Origin of the sequence: Nocardioides anomalus, assembly GCF_011046535.1 — a bacterium.
GTDB classification, from domain to species: Bacteria; Actinomycetota; Actinomycetes; order Propionibacteriales; family Nocardioidaceae; genus Nocardioides; species Nocardioides anomalus.
Window position 1 is genome coordinate 4,286,633 of sequence record NZ_CP049257.1, and the last position, 21,666, is coordinate 4,308,298.

Sequence of the window (21,666 nt, forward strand, 5' to 3'; positions counted from 1 at the left end):
GCCCTCGGGCGGCTGAGGCTCATCTCACAACGGCCCGCGTCCCGGCCAGCGCGACCAGGCACAGCACCGGTACGACGAGCAGCCCGGTCCGCAGGTCCGCCACCTGGGCGACGACCCCGGCCGTCAGCGGTCCGACCACCTGACCGACCGCGGCCACGGCGAGCACCTGGCCCACCGCCTCGTCGGCCCTGAGCGGGCTCGCCTGCACGTGCAGCGACGACGTCAGCGGGAACGTCGCGCCCATCCCGACGCCAACCACGACGATGCCGAGGCCGGCCACCAGGGCCCCCGGCGCGAGGAGCAGGAGCGGCGTCCCGGCCACACTCAGCAGGAGCGCCGCCACCAGCAACGGCGCCGCTCCCCAGCGCCGGGCCAGCGCGCTGACCAGGAGCCGCCCGAGCAGCGCGGCGGCGTACAGCAGGCTGACCATCGTCGCCGCGAGGTCGCGGCCCAGCCCGACCTCGTCGTCGAGGTAGCTGGCCAGCCAGAAGGTCAGCGAGAACTCCAGCGCCACGACGGCCACGACGACCAGCAGCGTTGCCTGGCGCCACCCGCGGGCGGCCGGGGCGGCCGGTCGGGCCTCGACCGGCAGGGGCGTGAGCGCCGCGGTGAGCGCGGTCGCGGCGACCAGCACCGCCCCGACGAGGAACATCCCCCGCCAGGTCAGCGCGGTCCCGGCGACCGCCCCGATGAGCAGCGGGGTGAGGATCCCGGCCAGGCTGACCCAGACCTCGCCCTCGCTCATCGCCACCGTGCGGTGCTCACGGTGCAGGTCGGCGAGGAGGGCCCACACCCGGATGAGCGCCGACGTGCCGGCCAGGCTGACGACGAAGGCCGCCGCCACCGTCAACACCGGCGTCCCGCCGTACGCGATGCCGAGGCTGGCCACCGCGGCCACGAGCAGACCCACGGCGATGCCCCGGCGGCGCGAGAGCCGCCGGCTCGTCGCCGCGGTGAGCAGACCGGCGCAGCCACCCCCGACGGCGTAGCCCACCTGGTGGATCGACGCGGTCAGGTAGCCGATGCCCTCCTCGGCGCGCAGGTAGGGCAGCGCCGGACCGAGCGCCGCGTTGAGCACCCCGAAGCCGAACAGACAGCCGAACGCCACCCACGTCGTGCGGTCGCGGCGGTAGGGCACCGGGTCAGGTACCCGGCGTCAGCGCGAAGGTCTCGACCACCTGGTGGCGCGGCCGACCGCGGGCGCCCTCGCCGAGGTACGACGCCACGAGGGCCATCTCCTCGGCCACCCACGCCGGCCCGCGGTAGGTGTCGAGCAGCCGGACCCAGGCGCTCACGTCGTGCGGCGCGCGCGTCCGCGCGACCGTCAGGTGCGGGCGGAAGCGCGTCCCGTCGACCGGTACGCCGGCCCGGTTGGCCGCCGCCCGGCAGCCGGTCGCGAGCCGGTCCAGCTCGGTGCGCCCGTCCTCCTCGAGCTGCAGGCCCGCCCACACCACGCGGGCGCGCGCGGCGTCGGGGAAGGCGCCGCCCCCGGCGATCGCGGTCGGGAACGCCGTCCGCTTCGCCGCGGCCCGGCCGAGGCGCTCGACGAGGTCGTCCAGCCTGCGGTCCGGCACGTCACCCAGGAACGCCAGCGTGGCGTGCACCTGGTCGGCCTGGACCCAGCGCAGGTCGCCGACCTCGCGGCGCACCTCGAGGAAGGTGTCGAGGTCCTCGAGCGCCTCGACGGGCGGCACCAGCGCGACGAACGCCCGCATTCAGATGTGCGTGCCCAGCGCGGTGCCGATCGCGAAGGTGACGGCCATGGCGAAGAGCCCGCCGAGCACGTTGCGCGTCACGGCCCGGCCCCACGGCCCGTAGCCGAAGCGCGCGCTGGCCCAGCCGGTGACGCCGAGCGCGGCGGTCACCGACAGCACGGTGACCACGATGCGCAGCGTCGGGCCGAACAGCGTGATGGTCAGCAGCGGCAGGACGGCGCCGACGGTGAAGGCGACCATCGAGGCGAGCGCGGCGTTCCAGGGGCTGGTGATGTCGTCGGGGTCGATGCCCAGCTCGGCCTCGGCGTGCGCGCCGAGCGCGTCGTGTGCGGTGAGCTGCCTGGCCACCTCGAGGGCGAGGTCCTCGGTGAGCCCCTTCTCGACGTACAGCCCCGCGAGCTCCTCGAGCTCCTCCTCGGGCTCCTCGCGCAGCTCGCGGCGCTCCTTGTCGAGCAGGGCGAGCTCGGAGTCCTTCTGGGTGCTGACCGAGACGTACTCCCCGGCCGCCATGCTCAGCGCGCCCGCGGCGAGCCCGGCCACGCCCGCCACCAGGATCGTGCCGCGGTCGGTGGTGGCGCCGGCCACGCCCATGACGATGCCGGCGGTGGACACGATGCCGTCGTTGGCGCCGAGCACCCCGGCACGCAGCCAGTTGAGCCGGTTGTTGAGCCCGCCCGCGTGGGGCTCGTCCTCGTGGGGGCGCGCGTGCAGGTCGGACACGTCGACCTCGTCGGGCAGGGTCATGGCCGCATGGTGACCGCCGCGGCGGTACGCCGCAACGAAGGCCAGGCTGGGCTCATCCGGCCCGCTCGACCCGCCGCGGCACGAGGAGGCTGACCGCGACGAGGGCGACCGCGACGATGGCCGACCACACGAACGTCGTGTGGATGGACGGCTCCAGCACGCTCGCCGAGAGGTGCTCGAGGTCCTGGGTCGCGTGGCCGAGCCGGTCGGTGATCTGAGCGTTGACCAGGGCGCCGAAGACCGCGACGCCGACGGCGCTGCCCACCGAGCGCGCGAACATGGTCGCGCCGGTGGTGACGCCGCGCGACTGCCAGTCGACGGCCGACTGCGCGAGGATCACGGCCGGTGCGGCGGCGAAGCCGAACCCGAAGCCCATGACGAAGCACGGCACCGCGACGTACCAGAGCGAGCTGTGAGCGTCGATCGGGAGCAGCAGCAGCGTCCCGATCAAGGCGATGACCGCGCCGATGACGATCGTGGCCCGGAAGCCGATGGTCAGGTAGAGCCGTCCGGCGTTGGAGGCCGCGAGCGGCCAGCCCAGGGTCAGGGCGGCCAGGGCGAAGCCCGAGGTGACCGCGCCGTGGCCGAGCACGGTCTGGGCGAAGAGCGGGATGTAGGTCGTGAGCCCCATGAGCAGCACGCCGATGACCAGCGAGACCAGGATCGCGGACAGGATCACGCGCTGCCGGAAGACCCACAGGGGCAGCACCGGCTCGGCGGCGCGGGTCTGCACCAGCACGAAGCCGGCCAGCAGGGCGACCGCGACCGCGAAGAGCACGATGCTCGTGCCGGAGGTCCACCCCCACTCGACCCCGCCCTCGAGCAGGGCCAGCAGGAGCAGCACCCCGCCGCCCGTCAGCATCGTCGCGCCGAGGAGGTCGAAGCGGTGGTGGGCCCGCTCGACGCGCTCCTCGAAGCGGCGCCACAGCATGAACGCCGCCGCCGCCCCGATGGGCAGGTTGACGAAGAAGATCCAGCGCCAGGAGACGTAGTCGGCGAAGACGCCGCCGAGGGTGGGCCCGACCACCGCGGCGATGGCCCACACGCTGGCCAGGTAGCCCTGGACCTTGGCCCGCTCCTCGAGGGAGTAGATGTCGCCGACGATCGTCATGGAGATCGGCATGACCGCACCGGCGCCCAGCCCCTGCACGGCGCGGAAGACGATCAGGCTGAGCATGCTCCAGCCGAACCCGCACAGCAGCGAGCCCAGGAGGAAGAGCCCGACGCCGATGAGCATCATCGGCTTGCGGCCGTACTGGTCGGCCAGCTTGGAGTAGAGCGGCACCGACACCGCCTGGCCGAGCAGGTAGACCGAGAACAGCCACGGGAACTGCGTGAAGCCGCCGAGGTCGTCGACCACCGACGGCACCGCGGTGGCCAGGATCGTGGAGTCGATCGCCACCAGACCGACGCTCAGCATCACCGCGAGCAGGATCGGACCGCGCTCGCTGCGCAGCCCCACGTCGGCACGGCTGACGGCAGGCGTCGTACTGGTCACGTACGGCGCCAACCCGTTGCCGTCGTCATCCATTCCCCGCCGCGGGCGGGACCGGGAGGGGCGTCAGCCGGCCAGCACGATCGACAGCGACGCGGACTTGGCGGCGATGCAGGCGTCGGTCGCCGGGACGGCGACCTGGTAGCGCGCCTTCTTGTTGACCACCGTCTTGAACTTGTAGTTGCCGCTGCCGTCGGTCGTGACCTGGTCCAGGGCGTGGTAGACCGCGCCCTTGGTCGAGCGCTCGAGGGTGACCTCGACGCCCCCCGAGCAGGCCGGCGCGTCCGGAGCGACCAGGGCGCCGGAGAAGGCCACCTTCTTGCCCTTGCGGACCGCCTTCTTGCTGAACTTGATGGTGAGGTAGCGCTGCGCCGGCTCCAGGGCCCGCACCCCGGTGGGCGCGGCGTCGTCGGCCGGCGCGGCGGACGTCGGGCCGGACAGGAGGACGGGGGCGGCGAGCCCGACGAGGGCGAGCGCGAGACGCGGCATGAGGGAGGTCACGCCGCAGACGGTATGCGATCTCTTCTGGCGCCGCTGGAAGGCCGAGGGATCGGGTACTCCCGGGTCCTGCCCCGCCCGCTGCGTCACCCATAGGAGTGTGCTTTGATCGATCCAACGCCAGCCGAGACCCTGGCGCCGGCGGCACCGGACGGGGAGAGCGCTGTGGAGATCTGGCCCGGACGCCCCTACCCCCTCGGCGCGACGTTCGACGGCAGCGGCACGAACTTCGCCCTGTTCAGCGAGGTGGCCGAGCGGGTCGAGCTCTGCCTGTTCGACGAGGCCGGCGCGGAGACGCGGGTGCCCCTCACCGAGGTCGACGCCTACGTCTGGCACGGCTACCTGCCGCGCATCCAGCCCGGCCAGCGCTACGGCTACCGCGTGCACGGCCCGTGGGAGCCCGAGCAGGGGCTGCGCTGCAACCCCAACAAGCTGCTCCTCGACCCCTACGCCAAGGCCACGACCGGCGACATCGACTGGGGTCAGCCGCTGTTCGGCTACACCTTCGGCGAGGAGGACTCGCGCAACGACGAGGACTCCGGCCAGCAGATGACCAAGGGCGTGGTCATCAACCCGTTCTTCGACTGGGAGGGCGACCGTCGCCTCGACGTGCCCTACAACGAGTCGGTCATCTACGAGGCCCACGTCAAGGGCATGACCCAGCTGCACGACGGCGTACCGGAGGACATCCGCGGCACCTACGCCGGGCTCTCGCACCCCTCGGTCATCAGCCACCTCCAGCGCATCGGCATCACCGCGATCGAGCTGATGCCGGTCCACCAGTTCATCCAGGACTCGGTGCTGCTCGACCGGGGCCTGCGCAACTACTGGGGCTACAACACCCTCGGCTTCTTCGCCCCGCACAACGAGTACGCCGCCGCCGCGGGCGTCTCGCCCAACGGCATCCCGGGCAACCAGGTCCAAGAGTTCAAGACCATGGTGAAGACCTTCCACCAGGCGGGCGTCGAGGTGATCCTCGACGTGGTCTACAACCACACCGCCGAGGGCAACCACATGGGCCCGACGCTGTCGATGAAGGGCATCGACAACGCGGCGTACTACCGCCTGGTCGAGGACGACCCGCGCTACTACATGGACTACACCGGCACGGGGAACTCCCTCAACGTCCGGCACCCGCACTCGCTGCAGCTGATCATGGACTCACTGCGCTACTGGGTCACCGAGATGCACGTCGACGGCTTCCGCTTCGACCTGGCCTCGACCCTGGCCCGCGAGTTCTACGACGTCGACCGCCTGGCGACGTTCTTCGAGCTCGTGCAGCAGGACCCGATCGTGTCGCAGGTCAAGCTGATCGCCGAGCCGTGGGACATCGGCCCCGGCGGCTACCAGGTCGGCGGCTTCCCCCGCAGTGGACGGAGTGGAACGGCGCCTACCGCGACACCGTGCGCGACTTCTGGCGCGGCGAGCCGTCGCTGGGCGACTTCGCCTCGCGGCTGGCCGGCTCCTCCGACCTCTACGAGCACACCGGGCGCCGCCCCGTGGCCTCGATCAACTTCGTCACCGCGCACGACGGCTTCACCCTGCGCGACCTGGTCTCCTACAACGAGAAGCACAACGAGGCCAACGGCGAGGACAACAACGACGGCGAGAGCCACAACCGCTCCTACAACTACGGCGTCGAGGGGCCGACCGACGACCCCGACGTGCTGGCCATGCGGGCCCGCGCCCAGCGCAACTTCCTGGCCACGCTGCTGCTCAGCCAGGGCACGCCGATGCTGCTGCACGGCGACGAGATGGGCCGCACCCAGGACGGCAACAACAACACCTACGCCCAGGACTCCGAGATCGCCTGGATGCACTGGGACCGCGCCGACGAGCCGCTCATCGAGTTCACCGCGGCGCTGATCCAGCTGCGGCGCGACCACCCGACGTTCCGGCGGCGCCGCTTCTTCAACGGTCGCACGGTGCGGGCCGAGCAGCCCGGGGGCGGCGACCGGCTCAACGACATCGTGTGGCTGCACCTCGACGGCCGGCCGATGGAGGACGACGACTGGGGCGGCGAGACGCAGGCGCTGGGGATGTACCTCAACGGCCACGGCATCGCTGGTCCCGATGCGCGGGGTGACCAGGTCACCGACGACCACTTCCTCATCTACTTCAACGCCGACGGCGACGCGACCATCACGCTGCCGCCGGCGGAGTACGCCGAGTCGTGGGACGTCGTCATCGACACCGGCGGCACGCCCGACCAGGTCGAGGTGCTGGCCGCCGGGACCCAGCTGCCGATGCAGTCGCGCAGCCTGGTCGTGCTCCGCGAGTACCTCGCCCCGGCCGTCGAGCCCGACCACTCCGTGGCCGCCTCGGTCGCCGCTGCGGCGGCGCGCACCTGACGGGGTACCTGCACCGCCGTGACCCGCACACCACGCAGCACCTACCGGCTCCAGCTCACCTCGTCGTTCGACCTGCACGAGGCGGCCCGGCGTCTGCCCTACCTGCACGACCTGGGGGTGGACTGGGTCTACCTCTCGCCCATCCTGACCGCCGAGGACGGCAGCGAGCACGGCTACGACGTGCGCACCCACGAGAGCGTCGACGCCTCGCGTGGGGGCGCCGACGGGCTGGCCGCGCTCTCCGCGGAGGCGCGGCGGCTCGGGATGGGGGTGCTGGTCGACATCGTCCCCAACCACGTCGGCGTGGCCGCCCCGGCGCCCGGCACCTGGTGGTGGGACGTGCTCGAGCACGGCCGCTCGTCCCGCTTCGCGTCGTACTTCGACATCGACTGGGAGGCCGGCGGCGACAAGGTGCTGCTCCCGGTCGTGGGCTCGGACGACTTCGGCTCGATCTCCGTCGACGCCTCCCGGCGCGAGGTGGTCTACCACGACCTGCGGCTGCCGATGGCGCCCGACACCTCGACGCTGGAGGAGCAGCACTACGAGCTGGCGGACTGGCGGCGCGGGGACACCGACCTCAACTACCGCCGCTTCTTCACCGTGACGACCCTGGCCGGCGTACGCGTGGAGGAGCGGGAGGTCTTCGACGCCTCGCACCGCGAGATCGGCCGGTGGTTCTCCGAGGGGCTGGTCGACGGCTTGCGCGTCGACCACCCCGACGGGCTGCGCGACCCCGGTCGCTACCTCGCCGACCTGGCCACGCTGACCGACGGGTCCTACGTCCTGGTCGAGAAGATCCTCGAGCCCGGCGAGTCGCTGCCCGCCTCCTGGGCGACCGCAGGCACGACGGGGTACGACGTGCTCGCGCTGGTCGACCGGGTGCTCACCGACCCGGCCGGCGAGGCGCCGCTCGCGGCGCTGGACGACGCCGACTACGTGGCGATGGTCCACGACACCAAGCGGGCGGTGGCCGACGGCTCGCTCCAGGCCGAGGTCCGGCGCATCGTGCGCGAGCTGCCGACCCTCGAGCCGTCCACCGACGAGCTGCGCGACGCGGTGGCCGAGGTGCTGGCCTGCTTCCCGGTGTACCGCTCCTACCTGCCGGAGGGTCGTGAGCACCTCACCGCGGCGGTGGGCGCCGCGCGCTCGCACCGGCCGGACCTGTCGCCCGTCCTCGACGTGCTCGAGCCGGTGCTGGCCGATCCGGACCAGCCCGCGGCGCAGCGCTTCCAGCAGACCAGCGGCATGGTGATGGCCAAGGGCGTGGAGGACTGCGCGTTCTACCGCTACTCGCGGCTGACCTCGCTCAACGAGGTCGGCGGCGACCCGGCCGTCTTCTCGCTGCCGGTGGCCGAGTTCCACGAGGCCATGCAGCGGCGGCAGGCGGAGTGGCCGGACGCGATGACCACCCTGTCCACCCACGACACCAAGCGCAGCGAGGACGTCCGCGCGCGGATCACGGTGCTGGCCGAGGCGCCCGGCGCGTGGCAGGAGGCGCTGGGCGGCCTGCTCGACGCCGCCCCCGTGCCGGACCGGGCCTTCGGCAACCTGCTCTGGCAGGCGGCGTACGGCGCGTGGCCGATCACCCGCGAGCGCCTGCACGCCTACGCCGAGAAGGCAATGCGCGAGGCCGGCGACCACACCACGTGGACCGACCCCGACGAGGCCTACGAGCAGGCCGTGCACGCGGCCGTCGACGCGGCGTACGACGACGAGCGCGTGCGCACGGTCCTCGAGCAGCTCGACACCGAGCTGGCCGAGGCCGGTCGGACCAACGCGCTGGCCGCCAAGCTGCTGGCGCTGACCCTGCCGGGTGTGCCCGACGTCTACCAGGGCAGCGAGCTCGGCGACCTGAGCCTGGTCGACCCCGACAACCGGCGTCCGGTGGACTTCGATGCGGCCGCTGCGTCCCTGGCCGACGGCTCCAACGACAAGCAGCGGATCACCGCCCGCGCCCTGCGGCTGCGGCGGGACCGGCCCGAGCTGTTCACCTCCTACACGCCACTGGTGGCCGAGGGCCCGGCCGCCGAGCACGTCCTGGCCTACGACCGCGGTGGCGCGGTGGCCGTGGTGACCCGGCTGCCTCTCGGGCTCGCGGCCCGGGGCGGGTGGGGCGAGACGTCGCTGCGGCTGCCGGACGGGACGGTGCGGCTGGTCTCCGAGCTGCTGGGCGGCGACCCGGTGGCGCTGCTGGCACCCGAGCCGGACCCCGGCACCGGTGTCCCCGGATCATCCACAGGAGCGGAGTCATGAGCGGTTCTCCCCAGCGCGGTCCCTTCGACGTCTGGGCGCCGCGCGCCGAGCGCATCCTGTTGCAGGTGGACAGCGCGACTGTCCCGATGCTCCGCGGCCCCGGCGACTGGTGGGCGCCGAGCGACCTGGACCTGAGCGACCTGCGAGAGGAGACCGACTACGGCTACCTGATCGACGACACGGACACGCCTCGACCCGACCCGCGGTCGCGGCGTCAGCCGGCGGGCGTCCACCAGCGCTCGCGAACCTTCGACCCGTCCCGCTTCGCCTGGACCGACCAGGCCTGGACCGGCCGGCAGCTGGCCGGTGCGGTGGTCTACGAGCTCCACGTCGGGACGTTCACGCCCGAGGGCACCTTCGACGCCGCGCTCGGCAGGCTCGACCACCTGCGCGACATCGGGGTGGACTTCGTCGAGCTGATGCCGGTCAACGCCGTCAACGGTGACCACAACTGGGGCTACGACGGCGTCCTCTGGTACGCCGTGCACGAGCCGTACGGCGGCCCGGAGGGCTACCAGCGCTTCGTCGACGGCTGCCACGCGGCCGGGCTCGGCGTGATCCAGGACGTGGTCTACAACCACCTCGGTCCCTCGGGGAACTACCTGCCCGAGTTCGGCCCCTACCTCAAGGAGGGGGCCAACACCTGGGGCGACCTCATCAACCTCGACGGCGAGGGCTCGGCGGAGGTCCGCCGCTACATCATCGACAACGCGCTGATGTGGCTCGGCGACTACCACGTCGACGGGCTGCGGCTCGACGCCGTGCACGCGCTGGAGGACTCCTCCGACCCGCACCTGCTCGAGGAGCTGGCCGTGGAGGTCGCGTCGCTCTCGGCGCACGTGCGCCGGCCGTTGACGCTGATCGCCGAGTCCGACCTCAACGACCCGGTGATGGTGACGCCGCGCGAGGCGGGCGGCTACGGGCTGGACGCCCAGTGGAGCGACGACTTCCACCACGCGGTGCACGTGGCGCTGACGCGGGAGACGGCGGGCTACTACGCCGACTTCGAGCCGCTCGGCGCGCTGGCCAAGGTGTGCGAGCGCGGGTTCTTCCACGACGGGACGTACTCGTCGTTCCGCGGTCGCGACCACGGCGCGCCGATCGACACCCGGGCGATGCCGACCTGGCGGCTGGTCGTGGCCAGCCAGAACCACGACCAGATCGGCAACCGGGCGGCCGGCGACCGGCTGAGCGACCACCTGGACGACGACCAGCTCGCGTGCGCCGCGCTGCTCACGCTGTGCGGGCCGTTCACGCCGATGCTGTTCCAGGGCGAGGAGTGGGCGGCGTCGACGCCGTTCCAGTTCTTCACCTCCCACCCGGAGCCGGAGCTGGGCCGGGCGGTGGCCGAGGGCCGGACCCGGGAGTTCGCCGAGCACGGCTGGGACCCCGAAGCGGTGCCCGACCCGCAGGACCCGGCGACCTTCGAGCGCTCCAAGCTGGACTGGTCAGAGCGCGAGGGCGAGCGGGGCCGGCGGATGCTCGGCATCTACCGCGAGCTGGCGCGGCTGCGCCGCGAGCTGCCGGAGCTGACCGACCCGTCGTTCACCCATGTGCGGTGCCGGGCCGACGAGGAGGCGCGCTTCTTCACCATGGAGCGTGACGAGGTCACGGTCCTGGTGAACTTCGGCGACCAGCCGATGGCCGCCGAGATCGGGGCGGCCGAGCTGCTCTTCGAGACCGAGTCCGGGGTGGAGCTGTCCGGTGGGGTGCTGACGCTGCCGGCGCACGCCGGTGCGCTGGTGCGGCCGACCCCTGCGGTCGGCCGCTGAGCCTCAGCCGAGCTGGCTGAGGTCGGCGACCTCGTCCGGGGTCGGGGCGTCGACGTCGAAGTCCTCGTCGAACTCGCTGAACTCGACGGCGCCCTGGTCGTCGCCGGCGGTCTTCTCGACCTTGAGGACGTAGTGCGGGTCGTCGAGCAGGATGTAGGCGGTGGCCGTGCCCCCGTCGGCGGAGGTGTTGTCCACGGCGACGACGTCCTGGTCGTCGAGCTGGTCGGTGCCCTTGACGTCGTACTGCTCGTCGGCGCTGTCGTCGGTGAAGATGCCCGAGAAGAACTCGTCGAGGTCGCAGAACTGCGTGAACTGGTTGTCGGTGTCGAGGACCCACTTGTCGCCGACCGCGGCGATGATCTGGTCGGCGGTGTCGGGCACCTGCTGGCGCCAGAACGCCTCGTCCGGGCGGAACCAGCTCGTGCCGTCCTGGGAGGCGACCTCGGCGCTGCCCTGGCCGAGCGTGACCGTGCCCTGGCAGTCGCCGCTGGAGCTGGCCCGCATGTCCAGTCCGACGTCGCTGCCGCCGGAGGAGAGGGCGCCGGAGTAGCGGACCGCGTCGAGGCCGAGCATGTCCTCCTTGGCCGCGTCGGCGATGTTCGCCGCCGGCTGCTGGGCGAACTCCTCGCCCGTGGCGTCACCGGCGGACGAGCCGCCGTCGTCGCTGCTGTCGGCCGAGGCCGAGCTGTCCGACGAGACGTCGGCGCTGCTGTCGGAGCTGGTGTCGGAGCTGCTGTCGGCGCGGCTGGCGCTCGAGTCGCTGCCGCTGTCGTCACCGCCGCAGCCGGCCAGGAGGGCGAGCAGGGCGAGAGCGGCGGCCGCACCGACGCGAGGAGACCTCATGGCTGGGCATCATAGGAGTCGCGGGCGGTCAGGACCTGATCCATGTGCGCCTCGGCCCAGTCCTTGAGCTGGGCCATCAGCTGCTGCAGCGAGCGGCCGAGCGGCGTCAGCTCGTAGGTCACGGTGACCGGCACCGAGGCGGTGACGGTGCGCGTGAGCAGGCCGTCGCGCTCGAGGGTGCGCAGGGTCTGGGTCAGCATCTTCTGGCTCACGCCGGCGATGGTCCGGCTGAGCTCGGAGTAGCGGCGTGGCCCCTCCTCCAGGCCGACCAGGACCAGCGTCACCCACTTGTCGGACAGCCGGTCCAGGAGCTGCCGGCTGGGACAGGCGGCGAGGAACGCGTCGTACTCCGCCTTGTCGGCGGCCCGGCGCTGGGCGGCGGTCATCGTGGGCACGGGTCCTCCTGCGGGTGAGTTACGCACTTCAAGGTGCCTGCTCTCCAACGGGAAGCGCAAGTCCGCCGTCCGGTGTTCGGGCGGACAGGAAGCCACACCCACCCCTCGAGGAGGACGACATGAGCACCAGCCCCACCCCCGAGAGCACCACCGCCACCACCACCTACCGCGCCGCCGTGGTGACCCGGCCCGGCGAGCCCGACGCGATCGCGCTGCTCGACCTGCCGGTGCCGCCGCTCGGCGCCGGTCAGGTCCGGGTCCGGGTCGCCGCCGCGACCGTGAACCCCGTCGACCTGGCCGTGCGCGACGGCGTGTTCCACGGCGCCGGCGTCATCCACCAGCCGGAGCACACCGGCCTGGGCTGGGACTTCGCCGGCACCGTGCTCGAGGCCGGCGCGGGCGTCGACCTGGCCCCCGGCACGCCCGTGGCCGGGCTGGTCGCCGGGCTCGACCGCGACTTCGGCACCTACGCCGCCCAGGTCGTCGTCCCGGCCGACGCCGTCGCCGTCGTGCCCGACGGACTCGACCTCACCGAGGCCGCCACCGTGCCGCTCAACGCGCTCACCGCCGCCCAGCTGAGCGACCTCCTCGGCGACGGCGAGGGCCGCACCCTGCTGGTCACCGGCGCCGCGGGTGCCGTCGGTGCGTACACGATCCCCTTCGCCCTCCAGCGCGGCTGGCGGGTGACCGGGCTCGCGCGACCCGCGGACGAGGCGTACGTCCGCGGCCTCGGCGCCGACTTCACCGCCGAGCCCACGCCCGGCTGGGACGCCGTGGTCGACCCGGCCGGGCTGCAGGACGCCGCCGTGGCCCTGGTCCGCGACGGCGGCCGTTTCATCGGCGTGCTCCCGGCGTTCCCCCCGGCGTCCGAGCGCGGCGTGGGCGTCGAGGTCGTCAGCGTGGTCCCGGACAGCACCCGCCTGGCCGACCTGCTGCACCGCACGGCGTCCGGCGAGCTCCCGGCGCGGGTGGCCGCGGTGCTCCCGCTGGAGCAGTACGCCGACGCGCACGCCGCGGTGGCCCGTGGCGGCGTGCGCGGTCGCTACGTCCTCCAGCCCTGACCGGCGCGGCTGGGCAGACAGCGGCTGGCGCGCGGAGCTGCACGCGGGACCCGGTCACGACCTGCTCAGTCGGTGTGACCGGCCCACCGAGGGCTCGCGGTCGGGGTCGACGGTCACCTTCACCGCGCCGACCACCGCCAAGAGCTGCAGCGCGGTCTTCGGCGCCTGAGCCGGGCTCAGCCCAGGACGCCGTAGTTGGGCAGTCGGTAGGCCCGCTCGTAGCCGTCACCGACGAAGTCGGTGTCGTTGTTGCCCACGTTGGCGATCAGCGTGTAGCCGTCGGCGGCGAAGCCGTCGCGGCAGCGCTGCTTGCCGACGGGGAGCGTCTCGCCCTTGGCGCGCAGGCAGACGTCGGCGACGTCGAAGCCGGCGCGGGTCAGCTGGGTGACGGTGCGGTTGCGCTGGTTGGCCAGCCGGCCGGTGTTGAAGACCAGGTCGACGTCGAGGCGACCGAGCAGCCGGGCGAAGCGCTTCATCAGCGGGATGGCGCCGCCACCGTCGTAGTAGGTGGCGATGACGGTGTTGTCGATGTCGAAGTTGACCGCGAGGCGCTCGCCGGGGGCCGCGTCGGCGGCGCGCTGCTTGACGTACGCGCGGGAGCCGGCCATCGCCGTCTTCACGTCGGCCAGCCACTGCTCGCGGGTCGGGACCTTGCGCTTGGCCGCGGCGGCGCTGCCGGTGGCGCTGTCGCTGGCGCGGTCGGCGGCACGGCCCTGCTGGGCGGCCTGGGCCGCGGCCTCCACGGCCGTCGCCGGGCCGAGGGAGACGACCAGGGCGAGGAGCAGTCCGAGCAGCCGCGTCATGCGCCCCACGGTAACGGCGGGCGGGCTCAGCCCAGCAGCTCGGCCACCCAGGCCGGCACGAGTCGGCCGGCCGGCCCGTGCCGGGTCTCGTCGAAGAAGTGGCTGCCGTCGCTGGGCACCAGGTTGAGCTCGAGCGTGCGCGCGCCGTACGCCGAGGCGGCCTGGACGAAGCCCGCCGCGGGGTAGACGGCCCCGGAGGTGCCGATGGAGACGAACAGGTCGGCGCGCTCCAGGGCGGCGAAGATCCGGTCCATCTCGTACGGCACCTCGCCGAACCAGACCACGTCCGGCCGGAGCTCGGTGGCGCCGCAGCCGGGACAGGGCGGGCGGTCACCGAGGTCGCCGTCCCAGGCGTACCGGCCGCCGCAGCCCCGGCACAGCGCGGAGCGCAGCTCGCCGTGCATGTGCAGGACGCGGGTCGCGCCCGCGCGCTCGTGCAGGTCGTCGATGTTCTGGGTGACGACGAGCAGGTCGTCGCCGTACGCCGCCTCGAGCGCGGCCAGCGCGTGGTGGGCGGGGTTCGGCGCCACTCGGGCCAGGGCGGCGCGGCGGGCGTCGTAGAAGGCGTGGACGGCGGAGGGCTGGAGCTCGTAGGCCTCGGGCGTGGCGACGTCCTCGACCCGGTGGCCCTCCCAGAGACCGTCGGCGTCGCGGAAGGTGGGCACGCCGCTCTCGGCCGAGATGCCGGCGCCGGTGAGCACAACGACCCGGGGCGAGGTCACTGACCGCCCTGGTAGTAGTCGATGATCTCAGCGCCGCCGATGGGGTGCTCGGTGCGGCGACCGAGGAAGAAGACGCTGCTGGCCGCGTCCACGGAGTGCCGCCGGTCCAGGAACCGGTCGGTCCAGCTGAGCCAGAAGAAGGCCAGGGCCACGATGCGGCCGAGCGGGACCGAGCGGGTCAGCGCGCGGACCCAGTGGTCGACGGACCAGCGCAGCGCGGTGCCCGCCCCCGCGACGGCACCGGAGTCGATGCGCTCGAAGCGGCGGAACAGGAACCGGTGCCCGCTGTCGGTGAACCGGGTGAAGTCGTAGGCGCCCTCGTGGACCTGCTGCAGGAACGGCGTGTCCGCGTAGACGATCCCGCCCACGCGCAGCACCCGCTCGATCTCCGCGGCGACGACGGTCGGCTCCAGCACGTGCTCGAGCACGGCCTGCACGACGACGCCGTCGACGCTGGCGTCGGCGAGCGGGATCGCGTGACCGTCGCCGATGAACTGGGTGACCGGGCTGGCGTAGACGTCGAAGGAGATGAGGTCGACCCCCGGGTCGGCGTACAGGTCCTCGAGGCCGTCGCCGACGGTGCCGCCGCCCACGACGAGGACCCGCGGGCGTCCTCCTCCGGCCTTCAGGAGCGAGACCAGCCGCGCGACCTGGGTGGGCGCGGTGGTGTTGGCCGGGTGGACCAGGCGCCGCAGCAGCCCGGCCAGCCCGGAACGCTGCACCTCGCTGGCCCCGGCCACCGCCCGCAGGCGGTCGGCGTCGAGGACGCTGTGCTCGAAGTCGACCAGGGCCGGGACGCCACCGACCACCGGGAACGCCTCCTGCGCGTAGCGGCAGGACGCACCCGCACAGTGCCACGCCCCGTCCTCGGGCCGCACCGGGCTGGCGCACCGGGGACAGACGAACAGGGCCTGGTCGACCATCGCGTCGAGGGCGAGCACGAGGCGAGCCTAGGCGCGGGTGTCGCGGGTGGTGGCGCTGCGGTCGTCGACGGTGACGACGTAGCCGCCCCCGTCGTACGGCGCGCGGTCCCACGAGGCGTACCGCGTCACCGGCGCGAGCCCGGCCGCGGCGAAGGCGGCGTCGACCTCGGCCAGCGTCGTGACCGGGCAGCCACCGGGCAGGTGCGCCTCGTCGAGCCCGAACCCGCAGACCAGCAGCCCGCCCTCGTCGAGCTGGGCGGCCAGGTGGGTGGCGGCGGACCCGAGCGTGCCCGGCTCGAGCAGCGGGATGGTGTTGCCGGCGACCAGGACGACGTCGAAGAGCTGGCCCGTGTCGAGCGCGGCCAGGTCCCCCACCCGCCAGTCCAGCTCCGGGGCCTGGTCGCGCGCCTCGAGGAGCATCGAGGCGTCCACGTCGACGCCGACCACGTCGTAGCCGAGCTCGGCCAGCCGGATCGCCACCCGCCCGGTCCCGCACCCGGCGTCGAGCACGCGCGCCGGCGGCTCGACCAGCCCGGCCACGAACGTCGCCTCGCCGTGCACGTCGTCGCCGCGCTCGGCCAGCCGCCGGAACCGCTCGGCGTAGCGCCGCGCGTAGTCCGGGCCCACCGACGTGCGCGCGATCTGCTGCCAACGGGTCACCCGACCATGATCGCGCACCTGCGGCGCAGACGGTCGCCGACGGCGGGCCCGGCACGGAGCCGGACCCGCCGTCGGCGGTCACGCGGTGGAGCGGTGCTGCTGGTCGCGCGGGGTCAGCAGAGCTTGCTGAGGTACTTCACACCGGAGATCTCGCCCTTGAGCCGGGCGATCTTGTTGCTCTGGTGCTTCTTCTTGGCCTTCTTCAGCTTGTCTTGCAGCTTGTCGAGCAGGGCCAGCGCCGCGGCGCAGGCCTTGTTCGGCGGCGTGGGCTGCACGACCGGGCCGGTCGGGGCCGGGTCGAGCCCGACGCCGCTCAGCGCACCCTTGATGGTGTTGAACAGGTCGGTCTGGTCGGACAGGCCGACCACGTTGGCCGCACCCGGGCCGAAGCCCGCGACGCGGAGCTGGGTGCCGGTGTGCTGCTGCGAGCCGCCGATCTGGGCGGTGCCGTAGGCCACGGTCTCCGTGGTGCCGTCCGCGGTCAGCAGGTTGAACGTCGCCGCGAGCGGGACGCTGCTGGTGCCGTCGGTGATGTCAGCCGCGTTGATGATCTGGCTGGTGTGGGCGTGGTCCGCGGTGACGATGACCAGGGTGTCGCCGTGGGTCTTGGCGAAGTTCATGCCGACCTGGACGGCCTCGTCGAGGTCCTGGGTCTCACCGACCTGGCCGCACGCGTTGGCGGCGTGGTCCTGCTTGTCGATCGACGCGCCCTCGACCTGGAGGAAGAAGCCGTTCGGGTTGTCCAGCAGCTGCAGGGACTTCGTGGTCATCTCGGCCAGCGTCGGCTGGTTGCCCGGGAAGGTCTGCGGGGCGGCCGGGTCGGGCGCGACGTCGTTGGTCACGCACTTCGCCGACGGCTGCTTGTAGCCCGTGGCCGTGGCCGGGGTGGCCTTGTAGCGCGTCTGCATGTTGCCCGAGGCGAACAGACCGAGGACCGGGTGGGTCTGGTCGGCGGTCGTGACGCCCTGCAGCGCGGTCTTCGTCTGCGGGACGTTGAAGCCCGCGTCGATCGCGTTCTGGTAGACCGACTTGCCGTTCGCGGCCTGTGCGTCGAACCAGCCGCGCCCGCCGCCCATGACCACGTCGGCACGGGTGTCGAGGATCTGCTCCGAGATCGACTTCTGGCCCGGGCACTTGGTCGTGTCCTTCTTCTGGGCCTTGCCGTCGACGGTGACCGTCTGGCCGAGCGGGGTGTAGCAGCCGCGGTCGGCGACGTGCGCGAGCTGCACGGCCGGGGTGGCGTCCTGCACCTCGGCGGTGGTGATGTCACCGGTCTTCTTGCCCGCGGACTTGGCCCACTCGATGAGGCTCTGCTTGGGGGTGGTGCCGTCCATGCCCACACCGATGGCGCCGTTGTAGGTCTTGGTGCCCGTCGCCCACCCGGTGCCGGTCGCCGCGGAGTCCGGCACGTAGTCGGGCTTGTTGGTGTCGTCGGTCGGGGTCAGCGGGTCGTCGCCCTTGTGCAGCGCGTACGTCGTGTACTGACCGGTCAGCGGGAGGCTGTCGATGCCCGCGAGCGTGCCGTTGGCGCCGACGAGGTAGTTGCGCGCGACGGTGATCTCGGAGTCGCCCATGCCGTCACCGATGAAGAGGATGACGTTCTTGGCCTTGCCGTACTTGATCTGGGCGGCGACCTCCGCGGTCTGGTCGCCGTTGTGGCGGTTGGCGCCGCCGGTGTCCTTCAGGTCGGCGTACGCCGCGCCGGAGGCGGCCGCCACGACCGCGAGGGCGGCCGTGCCGACGAGCAGGCGCGAGCTGCGCCGGCTGACGAGGGTGTGGGGCATCGTGCCTTCTTCCTGCGAGCACGCCCGAGCCACTCCCGGGCGTCAGCCGGAACGTAGGCAGCGGCGCGGGCCAGCCGGGGGTGGCGCCCTGAACCCCGGGTGAACAGCGCCTTTACGGAGAGGACCGGGCCCCGCTGGGAGGCTCAGTAGTACCAGGGGTACGGCGACCAGTCCGGCTCGCGCTTCTCCAGGAACTGGTCGCGGCCCTCCTGGGCCTCATCGGTCATGTACGCCAGCCGGGTGGTCTCGCCGGCGAAGAGCTGCTGGCCGACCAGGCCGTCGTCGATGAGGTTGAAGGAGTACTTGAGCATCCGCTGGGCGGTGGGGCTCTTGCCGTTGATGAGCCGGCCCCACTCCAGGGCGGTGGCCTCGAGCTCGGCGTGCGGGACGGCGCGGTTGACGGTGCCCATGCGCACGCCGTCCTCGGCGGAGTACTCCTGGCCGAGGAAGAAGATCTCGCGGGCGAACTTCTGGCCCACCTGCCGCGCGAGGTACGCCGAGCCGAAGCCGCCGTCGAAGGAGCCGACGTCGGCGTCGGTCTGCTTGAAGCGCGCCTCCTCGCGCGAGGCGATGGTGAGGTCGCAGACGACGTGGAGGGAGTGGCCGCCGCCGGCGGTCCAGCCGGGGACGACGCAGACGACGACCTTGGGCATGAAGCGGATCAGCCGCTGGCACTCGAGGATGTGCAGGCGGCCCAGGCGCGCCTTGTCCACGGTGTCGGCGGTCTCGCCCTCGGCGTACTGGTAGCCCGCCTTGCCGCGGATCCGCTGGTCGCCGCCGGAGCAGAAGGCCCACTTGCCGTTCTTCTCGCTGGGGCCGTTGCCGGTGAGCAGGACGCAGCCGACGTCGCTGGTGGTGCGGGCGTGCTCGAGGACGCGCAGCAGCTCGTCGACGGTGTGCGGGCGGAACGCGTTGAGCACGTCGGGCCGGTCGAAGGCGATGCGGACCGTGCCGTGCGCCCTGGCCCGGTGGTAGGTCAGGTCGGTCAGGTCCTCGAAGCCGCGGACGACGTCCCAGGCATCGGGGTCGAAGGTCTGCGACACTGCGTCGATCGCGCTCACGGGGGGTCACGCTAGTCGGCCCGGAGGAATGGCGACCGGCGCCGCCGGGTTACTGGGGGACGTGACCCTTGAAGGCGAGTACGAGCCCAGCCCCGAGCAGTGGGTGCGCGACCAGGTCGAGGAGTTCGAGGCCTCCGACGGCCAGCGCGCCAACACCCTGAAGGACCACCCCGAGTGGCCGATCGTCGTCATCACCTCGCGCGGCGCCAAGTCCGGCAAGCTGCGCAAGAACCCGGTCATGCGGGTCGAGCACGACGGCGTGTACGCCGCGGTCGCGTCCAAGGGCGGTGCGCCGGAGCACCCGACCTGGTACCACAACTTCGTGGCCCACCCCGAGGTCGACCTCCAGGACGGCGCGGACAAGAGGACCTACTCGGTCCGGGTGGCCGAGGGCGACGAGCGCGCCGAGTGGTGGGAGCGCTCGGTGGCGGCGTACTCGCCGTACGCGGAGTACCAGCAGAACACCGACCGCGAGATCCCGGTGTTCCTGCTCGAGCCGATCAGCTAGCCGGACCCGCCCACCCCACGGGCCGGACGAAGGTCCAGCCCTCGGCCAGCCAGCGCGGCAGCTCGCGCCGGAGCGCGGCGAGCGTGCCCGACCGGTCGCCGCCACCGTCGTGCACCAGCAGCAGGCCGCCCGGCCGGCGTGCGGCGCGCAGCCGCTCGACGAGCGTGTCCGCGTCCTGGGTCAGCCAGTCGTCGATGGTGCCCGTGACGGCGAGCGGCCGCATCCCCTGGGCCGCGGCGACGTCCGCCGAGCAGCCCCAGCTGCCGTTGGGCGCACGGTAGAACGGCACGGGTACGTCGGGGTCCCCGGCCGCGGCCCGGATCGCCGCCGTCGTGCGGGCCAGCTCGTCCGCGACCCGGGGCACGGGCGCCGCCCCGAGGTCGTCGTAGGACCACCCGTGGTTGGCCAGCACGTGGCCCTCGGCCACCACCCGCCGCACGAGCGGTGCGGCGCCCGGACCGGCGGCCCGCTCCCCGACCAGGCAGAACGTCGCGGGCACGGCGTGCTCGGCCAGCAGGTCCAGCAGGGCCGCGGTCGTCGCGCCCGCGGGCCCGTCGTCGACGGTCAGGGCCACGCACCGGCCCCGGCCGTCGGCCCGCGCCACCTCGATCTGCGTCATCCTTGGAAAACGATATCGATAACGATTGACAAGCCCCGCGAGGGGCTGGCACCGTCCGTGTGCAACAGGTCACACCAGGAGGAGCGCCCCATGAAGAGGTCCCCGATCATCCCCGCCCTGGCCCTCGTCGCCGCCTCGGTCGGGCTGGCCGCGTGCGGTTCCGACGACTCGACGTCGGCCGACGGCAAGACCGTGGTCACCTGGTGGCACAACTCCAACAACGACCCCGGGAAGTCCTACTACGAGCAGGTGGCCCAGGACTTCGAGGCCGACCACCCGGACGTCGACATCAAGGTCGAGGCCATGCAGCACGAGGACATGCTGACCAAGCTCGACGCGGCCTTCCAGAGCGGCGACGCGCCCGACGTCTACATGGAACGCGGCGGCGGCGAGCTGGCCGAGCACGTCGACGCGGGGCTGACCAAGGACCTCTCGGAGTCGTCCGCCGACATCATCGGCAAGCTCGGCGGCTCGGTGGCCGGCTGGCAGGTCGACGACAAGACCTACGCGCTGCCGTTCTCGGTCGGCGTGGTCGGCTTCTGGTACAGCAAGTCGATGATGGCCCAGGCCGGTGTGACCACGATGCCGACGACCTGGGACGAGATGGACGACACCATCGCCCAGGTCAAGGCGGCGGGCATGGAGCCGCTCTCGGTCGGCGCCGGCGACAAGTGGCCGGCCGCCCACTACTGGTACTACTTCGCGGTCCGCGAGTGCAGCCAGGACGTGCTCACCGACGCGGTGACCAGCCTGGACTTCTCCGACGACTGCTTCCTGCGGGCCGGGCAGGACCTCGAGCACCTGGTCGGGGAGGAGCCCTTCAACAAGGGCTTCCTCTCCACCGGCGCCCAGGACGGGCCGAGCAGCGCGTCCGGGCTGCTGGCCACCGGCAAGGTCGCCATGGAGCTCCAGGGGCACTGGGAGCCGGGCGTGATGCAGGGGCTCACCGACGACGGCTTGGGGCTGGGCGACGACCTCGGCTGGTTCCCGTTCCCGACCGTCGAGGGCGGCGAGGGCGACCCCACCGCCGCGCTCGGCGGCGGCGACGCCTGGGCGGTGTCCGAAGGAGCGCCCGACGCCGCGGTCGACTTCGTGGACTACCTGCTCTCCGACGAGGTCCAGCAGGGCTTCGCCGAGCGCGACATGGGGCTGCCCACCAACCCGGCGGCGACCGGCTCGGTCAAGGACCCGGCCCTGGCCGGCCTGATCAAGGTGCGCGACGCGGCGCCGTACGTCCAGCTCTACTTCGACACCGCGTTCGGCCAGTCGGTCGGTGGGGCGATGAACGACGAGATCGCGCTGCTCTTCGCCGACCAGGCCTCGCCCGAGGACATCGTCTCGGCGACCCAGGACGCTGCTGACGCAGAGAAGTGACGGTCTCCCTCGAGCGTGTGGCCGGGGCGGGGCCCTCCCCCGCCCCGGCTGCGCCCGCCCGGCCGCCGCGGGCGCGGCGTTCGGC

General features: G+C 72.8%; 20 protein-coding genes. 6 read left to right on the plus strand and 14 right to left on the minus strand.

What is annotated here, in order from left to right; translation table 11 throughout:
• Window positions 1-19: 19 nt before the first annotated feature.
• The 5 genes from G5V58_RS21395 to G5V58_RS21415 form a co-directional block, all read right to left on the minus strand.
• The gene (locus G5V58_RS21395; protein ID WP_165237090.1) at window positions 20-1,138 is read right to left on the minus strand and encodes an MFS transporter; all 1,119 of its coding nucleotides are present in this window, start codon (window positions 1,136-1,138) and stop codon (window positions 20-22) included.
• Between the two features lie 4 nt (window positions 1,139-1,142).
• Entirely contained in the window at window positions 1,143-1,715 is a 573-nt protein-coding gene (gene thpR / locus G5V58_RS21400; RefSeq protein ID WP_165237092.1) for an RNA 2',3'-cyclic phosphodiesterase, read from the minus strand.
• Window positions 1,716-2,459, minus strand: a complete 744-nt coding sequence (locus G5V58_RS21405; RefSeq protein ID WP_165237094.1) for a VIT1/CCC1 transporter family protein — start codon at window positions 2,457-2,459, stop codon at window positions 1,716-1,718.
• A 52-nt stretch (window positions 2,460-2,511) separates the two neighbouring features.
• Window positions 2,512-3,957 (minus strand): MDR family MFS transporter, encoded by a 1,446-nt coding sequence (locus G5V58_RS21410; protein WP_230486821.1) that lies wholly within the window; start codon window positions 3,955-3,957, stop codon window positions 2,512-2,514.
• A 63-nt stretch (window positions 3,958-4,020) separates the two neighbouring features.
• Window positions 4,021-4,455, minus strand: coding sequence for a hypothetical protein (locus G5V58_RS21415; RefSeq protein ID WP_165237098.1), 435 nt, complete (start codon window positions 4,453-4,455; stop codon window positions 4,021-4,023).
• Between the two features lie 162 nt (window positions 4,456-4,617).
• Here G5V58_RS21415 and G5V58_RS21420 point away from each other — a divergent pair, with 162 nt between their 5' ends.
• From G5V58_RS21420 to treZ, 3 genes are all read left to right on the plus strand, one after another.
• Window positions 4,618-6,318 carry a glycogen debranching protein gene (locus G5V58_RS21420; protein WP_456237793.1) on the plus strand — a complete coding sequence of 567 codons (1,701 nt, stop codon included), beginning with the start codon at window positions 4,618-4,620 and terminating at the stop codon, window positions 6,316-6,318.
• A 503-nt stretch (window positions 6,319-6,821) separates the two neighbouring features.
• Window positions 6,822-9,056 carry a malto-oligosyltrehalose synthase gene (gene treY, locus G5V58_RS21425; protein ID WP_165237100.1) on the plus strand — a complete coding sequence of 745 codons (2,235 nt, stop codon included), beginning with the start codon at window positions 6,822-6,824 and terminating at the stop codon, window positions 9,054-9,056.
• Window positions 9,053-10,828 (plus strand): malto-oligosyltrehalose trehalohydrolase, encoded by a 1,776-nt coding sequence (gene treZ / locus G5V58_RS21430; RefSeq protein ID WP_165237102.1) that lies wholly within the window; start codon window positions 9,053-9,055, stop codon window positions 10,826-10,828. Before treY ends, treZ begins: the two co-directional genes overlap by 4 nt.
• 3 nt (window positions 10,829-10,831) lie before the next feature.
• On the opposite strand, the gene G5V58_RS21435 is transcribed toward treZ, so the two are convergent.
• Window positions 10,832-11,671: a hypothetical protein gene (locus G5V58_RS21435; RefSeq protein ID WP_165237104.1), complete on the minus strand. Its 840-nt coding sequence runs from the start codon at window positions 11,669-11,671 to the stop codon at window positions 10,832-10,834.
• The gene (locus G5V58_RS21440; protein ID WP_230487391.1) at window positions 11,668-12,057 is read right to left on the minus strand and encodes a winged helix-turn-helix transcriptional regulator; all 390 of its coding nucleotides are present in this window, start codon (window positions 12,055-12,057) and stop codon (window positions 11,668-11,670) included. The genes G5V58_RS21435 and G5V58_RS21440 overlap by 4 nt, the downstream gene beginning before the upstream one ends.
• Window positions 12,058-12,185: 128 nt before the next feature.
• Here G5V58_RS21440 and G5V58_RS21445 point away from each other — a divergent pair, with 128 nt between their 5' ends.
• Complete coding sequence (locus tag G5V58_RS21445) at window positions 12,186-13,127, plus strand: NADP-dependent oxidoreductase (RefSeq protein ID WP_165237108.1); 942 nt, start codon at window positions 12,186-12,188, stop codon at window positions 13,125-13,127.
• 176 nt (window positions 13,128-13,303) lie between these two features.
• On the opposite strand, the gene G5V58_RS21450 is transcribed toward G5V58_RS21445, so the two are convergent.
• From G5V58_RS21450 to G5V58_RS21475, 6 genes are all read right to left on the minus strand, one after another.
• On the minus strand, window positions 13,304-13,930 hold the full coding sequence (locus tag G5V58_RS21450) for an HAD family acid phosphatase (protein WP_165237110.1): 627 nt from the start codon (window positions 13,928-13,930) through the stop codon (window positions 13,304-13,306).
• Between the two features lie 26 nt (window positions 13,931-13,956).
• The gene (locus tag G5V58_RS21455; protein WP_165237112.1) at window positions 13,957-14,652 is read right to left on the minus strand and encodes an NAD-dependent deacylase; all 696 of its coding nucleotides are present in this window, start codon (window positions 14,650-14,652) and stop codon (window positions 13,957-13,959) included.
• The gene (locus G5V58_RS21460; protein ID WP_165237114.1) at window positions 14,649-15,593 is read right to left on the minus strand and encodes a methyltransferase domain-containing protein; all 945 of its coding nucleotides are present in this window, start codon (window positions 15,591-15,593) and stop codon (window positions 14,649-14,651) included. Before G5V58_RS21460 ends, G5V58_RS21455 begins: the two co-directional genes overlap by 4 nt.
• A 9-nt stretch (window positions 15,594-15,602) precedes the next feature.
• Window positions 15,603-16,235 carry a class I SAM-dependent methyltransferase gene (locus G5V58_RS21465; RefSeq protein WP_165237116.1) on the minus strand — a complete coding sequence of 211 codons (633 nt, stop codon included), beginning with the start codon at window positions 16,233-16,235 and terminating at the stop codon, window positions 15,603-15,605.
• Window positions 16,236-16,348: 113 nt separating this feature from the next.
• Window positions 16,349-18,019, minus strand: a complete 1,671-nt coding sequence (phoA, locus tag G5V58_RS21470; RefSeq protein ID WP_165237118.1) for an alkaline phosphatase — start codon at window positions 18,017-18,019, stop codon at window positions 16,349-16,351.
• 143 nt (window positions 18,020-18,162) lie between these two features.
• Complete coding sequence (locus tag G5V58_RS21475; RefSeq protein WP_196240533.1) at window positions 18,163-19,080, minus strand: 1,4-dihydroxy-2-naphthoyl-CoA synthase; 918 nt, start codon at window positions 19,078-19,080, stop codon at window positions 18,163-18,165.
• Between the two features lie 61 nt (window positions 19,081-19,141).
• Here G5V58_RS21475 and G5V58_RS21480 point away from each other — a divergent pair, with 61 nt between their 5' ends.
• The gene (locus tag G5V58_RS21480; RefSeq protein ID WP_165237120.1) at window positions 19,142-19,588 is read left to right on the plus strand and encodes a nitroreductase family deazaflavin-dependent oxidoreductase; all 447 of its coding nucleotides are present in this window, start codon (window positions 19,142-19,144) and stop codon (window positions 19,586-19,588) included.
• Here G5V58_RS21480 and G5V58_RS21485 read toward each other — a convergent pair.
• On the minus strand, window positions 19,581-20,207 hold the full coding sequence (locus G5V58_RS21485) for a polysaccharide deacetylase family protein (protein ID WP_165237122.1): 627 nt from the start codon (window positions 20,205-20,207) through the stop codon (window positions 19,581-19,583). The two genes, G5V58_RS21480 and G5V58_RS21485, sit on opposite strands and share 8 nt — an antisense overlap.
• A gap of 90 nt (window positions 20,208-20,297) precedes the next feature.
• Between G5V58_RS21485 and G5V58_RS21490 the strand changes: the two genes are divergently transcribed.
• Entirely contained in the window at window positions 20,298-21,581 is a 1,284-nt protein-coding gene (locus G5V58_RS21490) for an ABC transporter substrate-binding protein (protein ID WP_165237124.1), read from the plus strand.
• Window positions 21,582-21,666: the final 85 nt, after the last annotated feature.

Excerpts from the sequence above, each read along its gene's own strand:
- thpR (WP_165237092.1), bottom strand. The coding sequence starts at position 1,715 with ATGCGGGCGTTCGTCGCGCTGGTGCCGCCCGTCGAGGCGCTCGAGGAC.
- G5V58_RS21405 (WP_165237094.1), bottom strand. The coding sequence starts at position 2,459 with ATGACCCTGCCCGACGAGGTCGACGTGTCCGACCTGCACGCGCGCCCC.
- treZ (WP_165237102.1), top strand. The coding sequence starts at position 9,053 with ATGAGCGGTTCTCCCCAGCGCGGTCCCTTCGACGTCTGGGCGCCGCGC.
- G5V58_RS21435 (WP_165237104.1), bottom strand. The coding sequence starts at position 11,671 with ATGAGGTCTCCTCGCGTCGGTGCGGCCGCCGCTCTCGCCCTGCTCGCC.
- G5V58_RS21440 (WP_230487391.1), bottom strand. The coding sequence starts at position 12,057 with ATGACCGCCGCCCAGCGCCGGGCCGCCGACAAGGCGGAGTACGACGCG.
- G5V58_RS21445 (WP_165237108.1), top strand. The coding sequence starts at position 12,186 with ATGAGCACCAGCCCCACCCCCGAGAGCACCACCGCCACCACCACCTAC.
- G5V58_RS21450 (WP_165237110.1), bottom strand. The coding sequence starts at position 13,930 with ATGACGCGGCTGCTCGGACTGCTCCTCGCCCTGGTCGTCTCCCTCGGC.
- phoA (WP_165237118.1), bottom strand. The coding sequence starts at position 18,019 with ATGCCCCACACCCTCGTCAGCCGGCGCAGCTCGCGCCTGCTCGTCGGC.
- G5V58_RS21485 (WP_165237122.1), bottom strand. The coding sequence starts at position 20,207 with ATGACGCAGATCGAGGTGGCGCGGGCCGACGGCCGGGGCCGGTGCGTG.
- G5V58_RS21490 (WP_165237124.1), top strand. The coding sequence starts at position 20,298 with ATGAAGAGGTCCCCGATCATCCCCGCCCTGGCCCTCGTCGCCGCCTCG.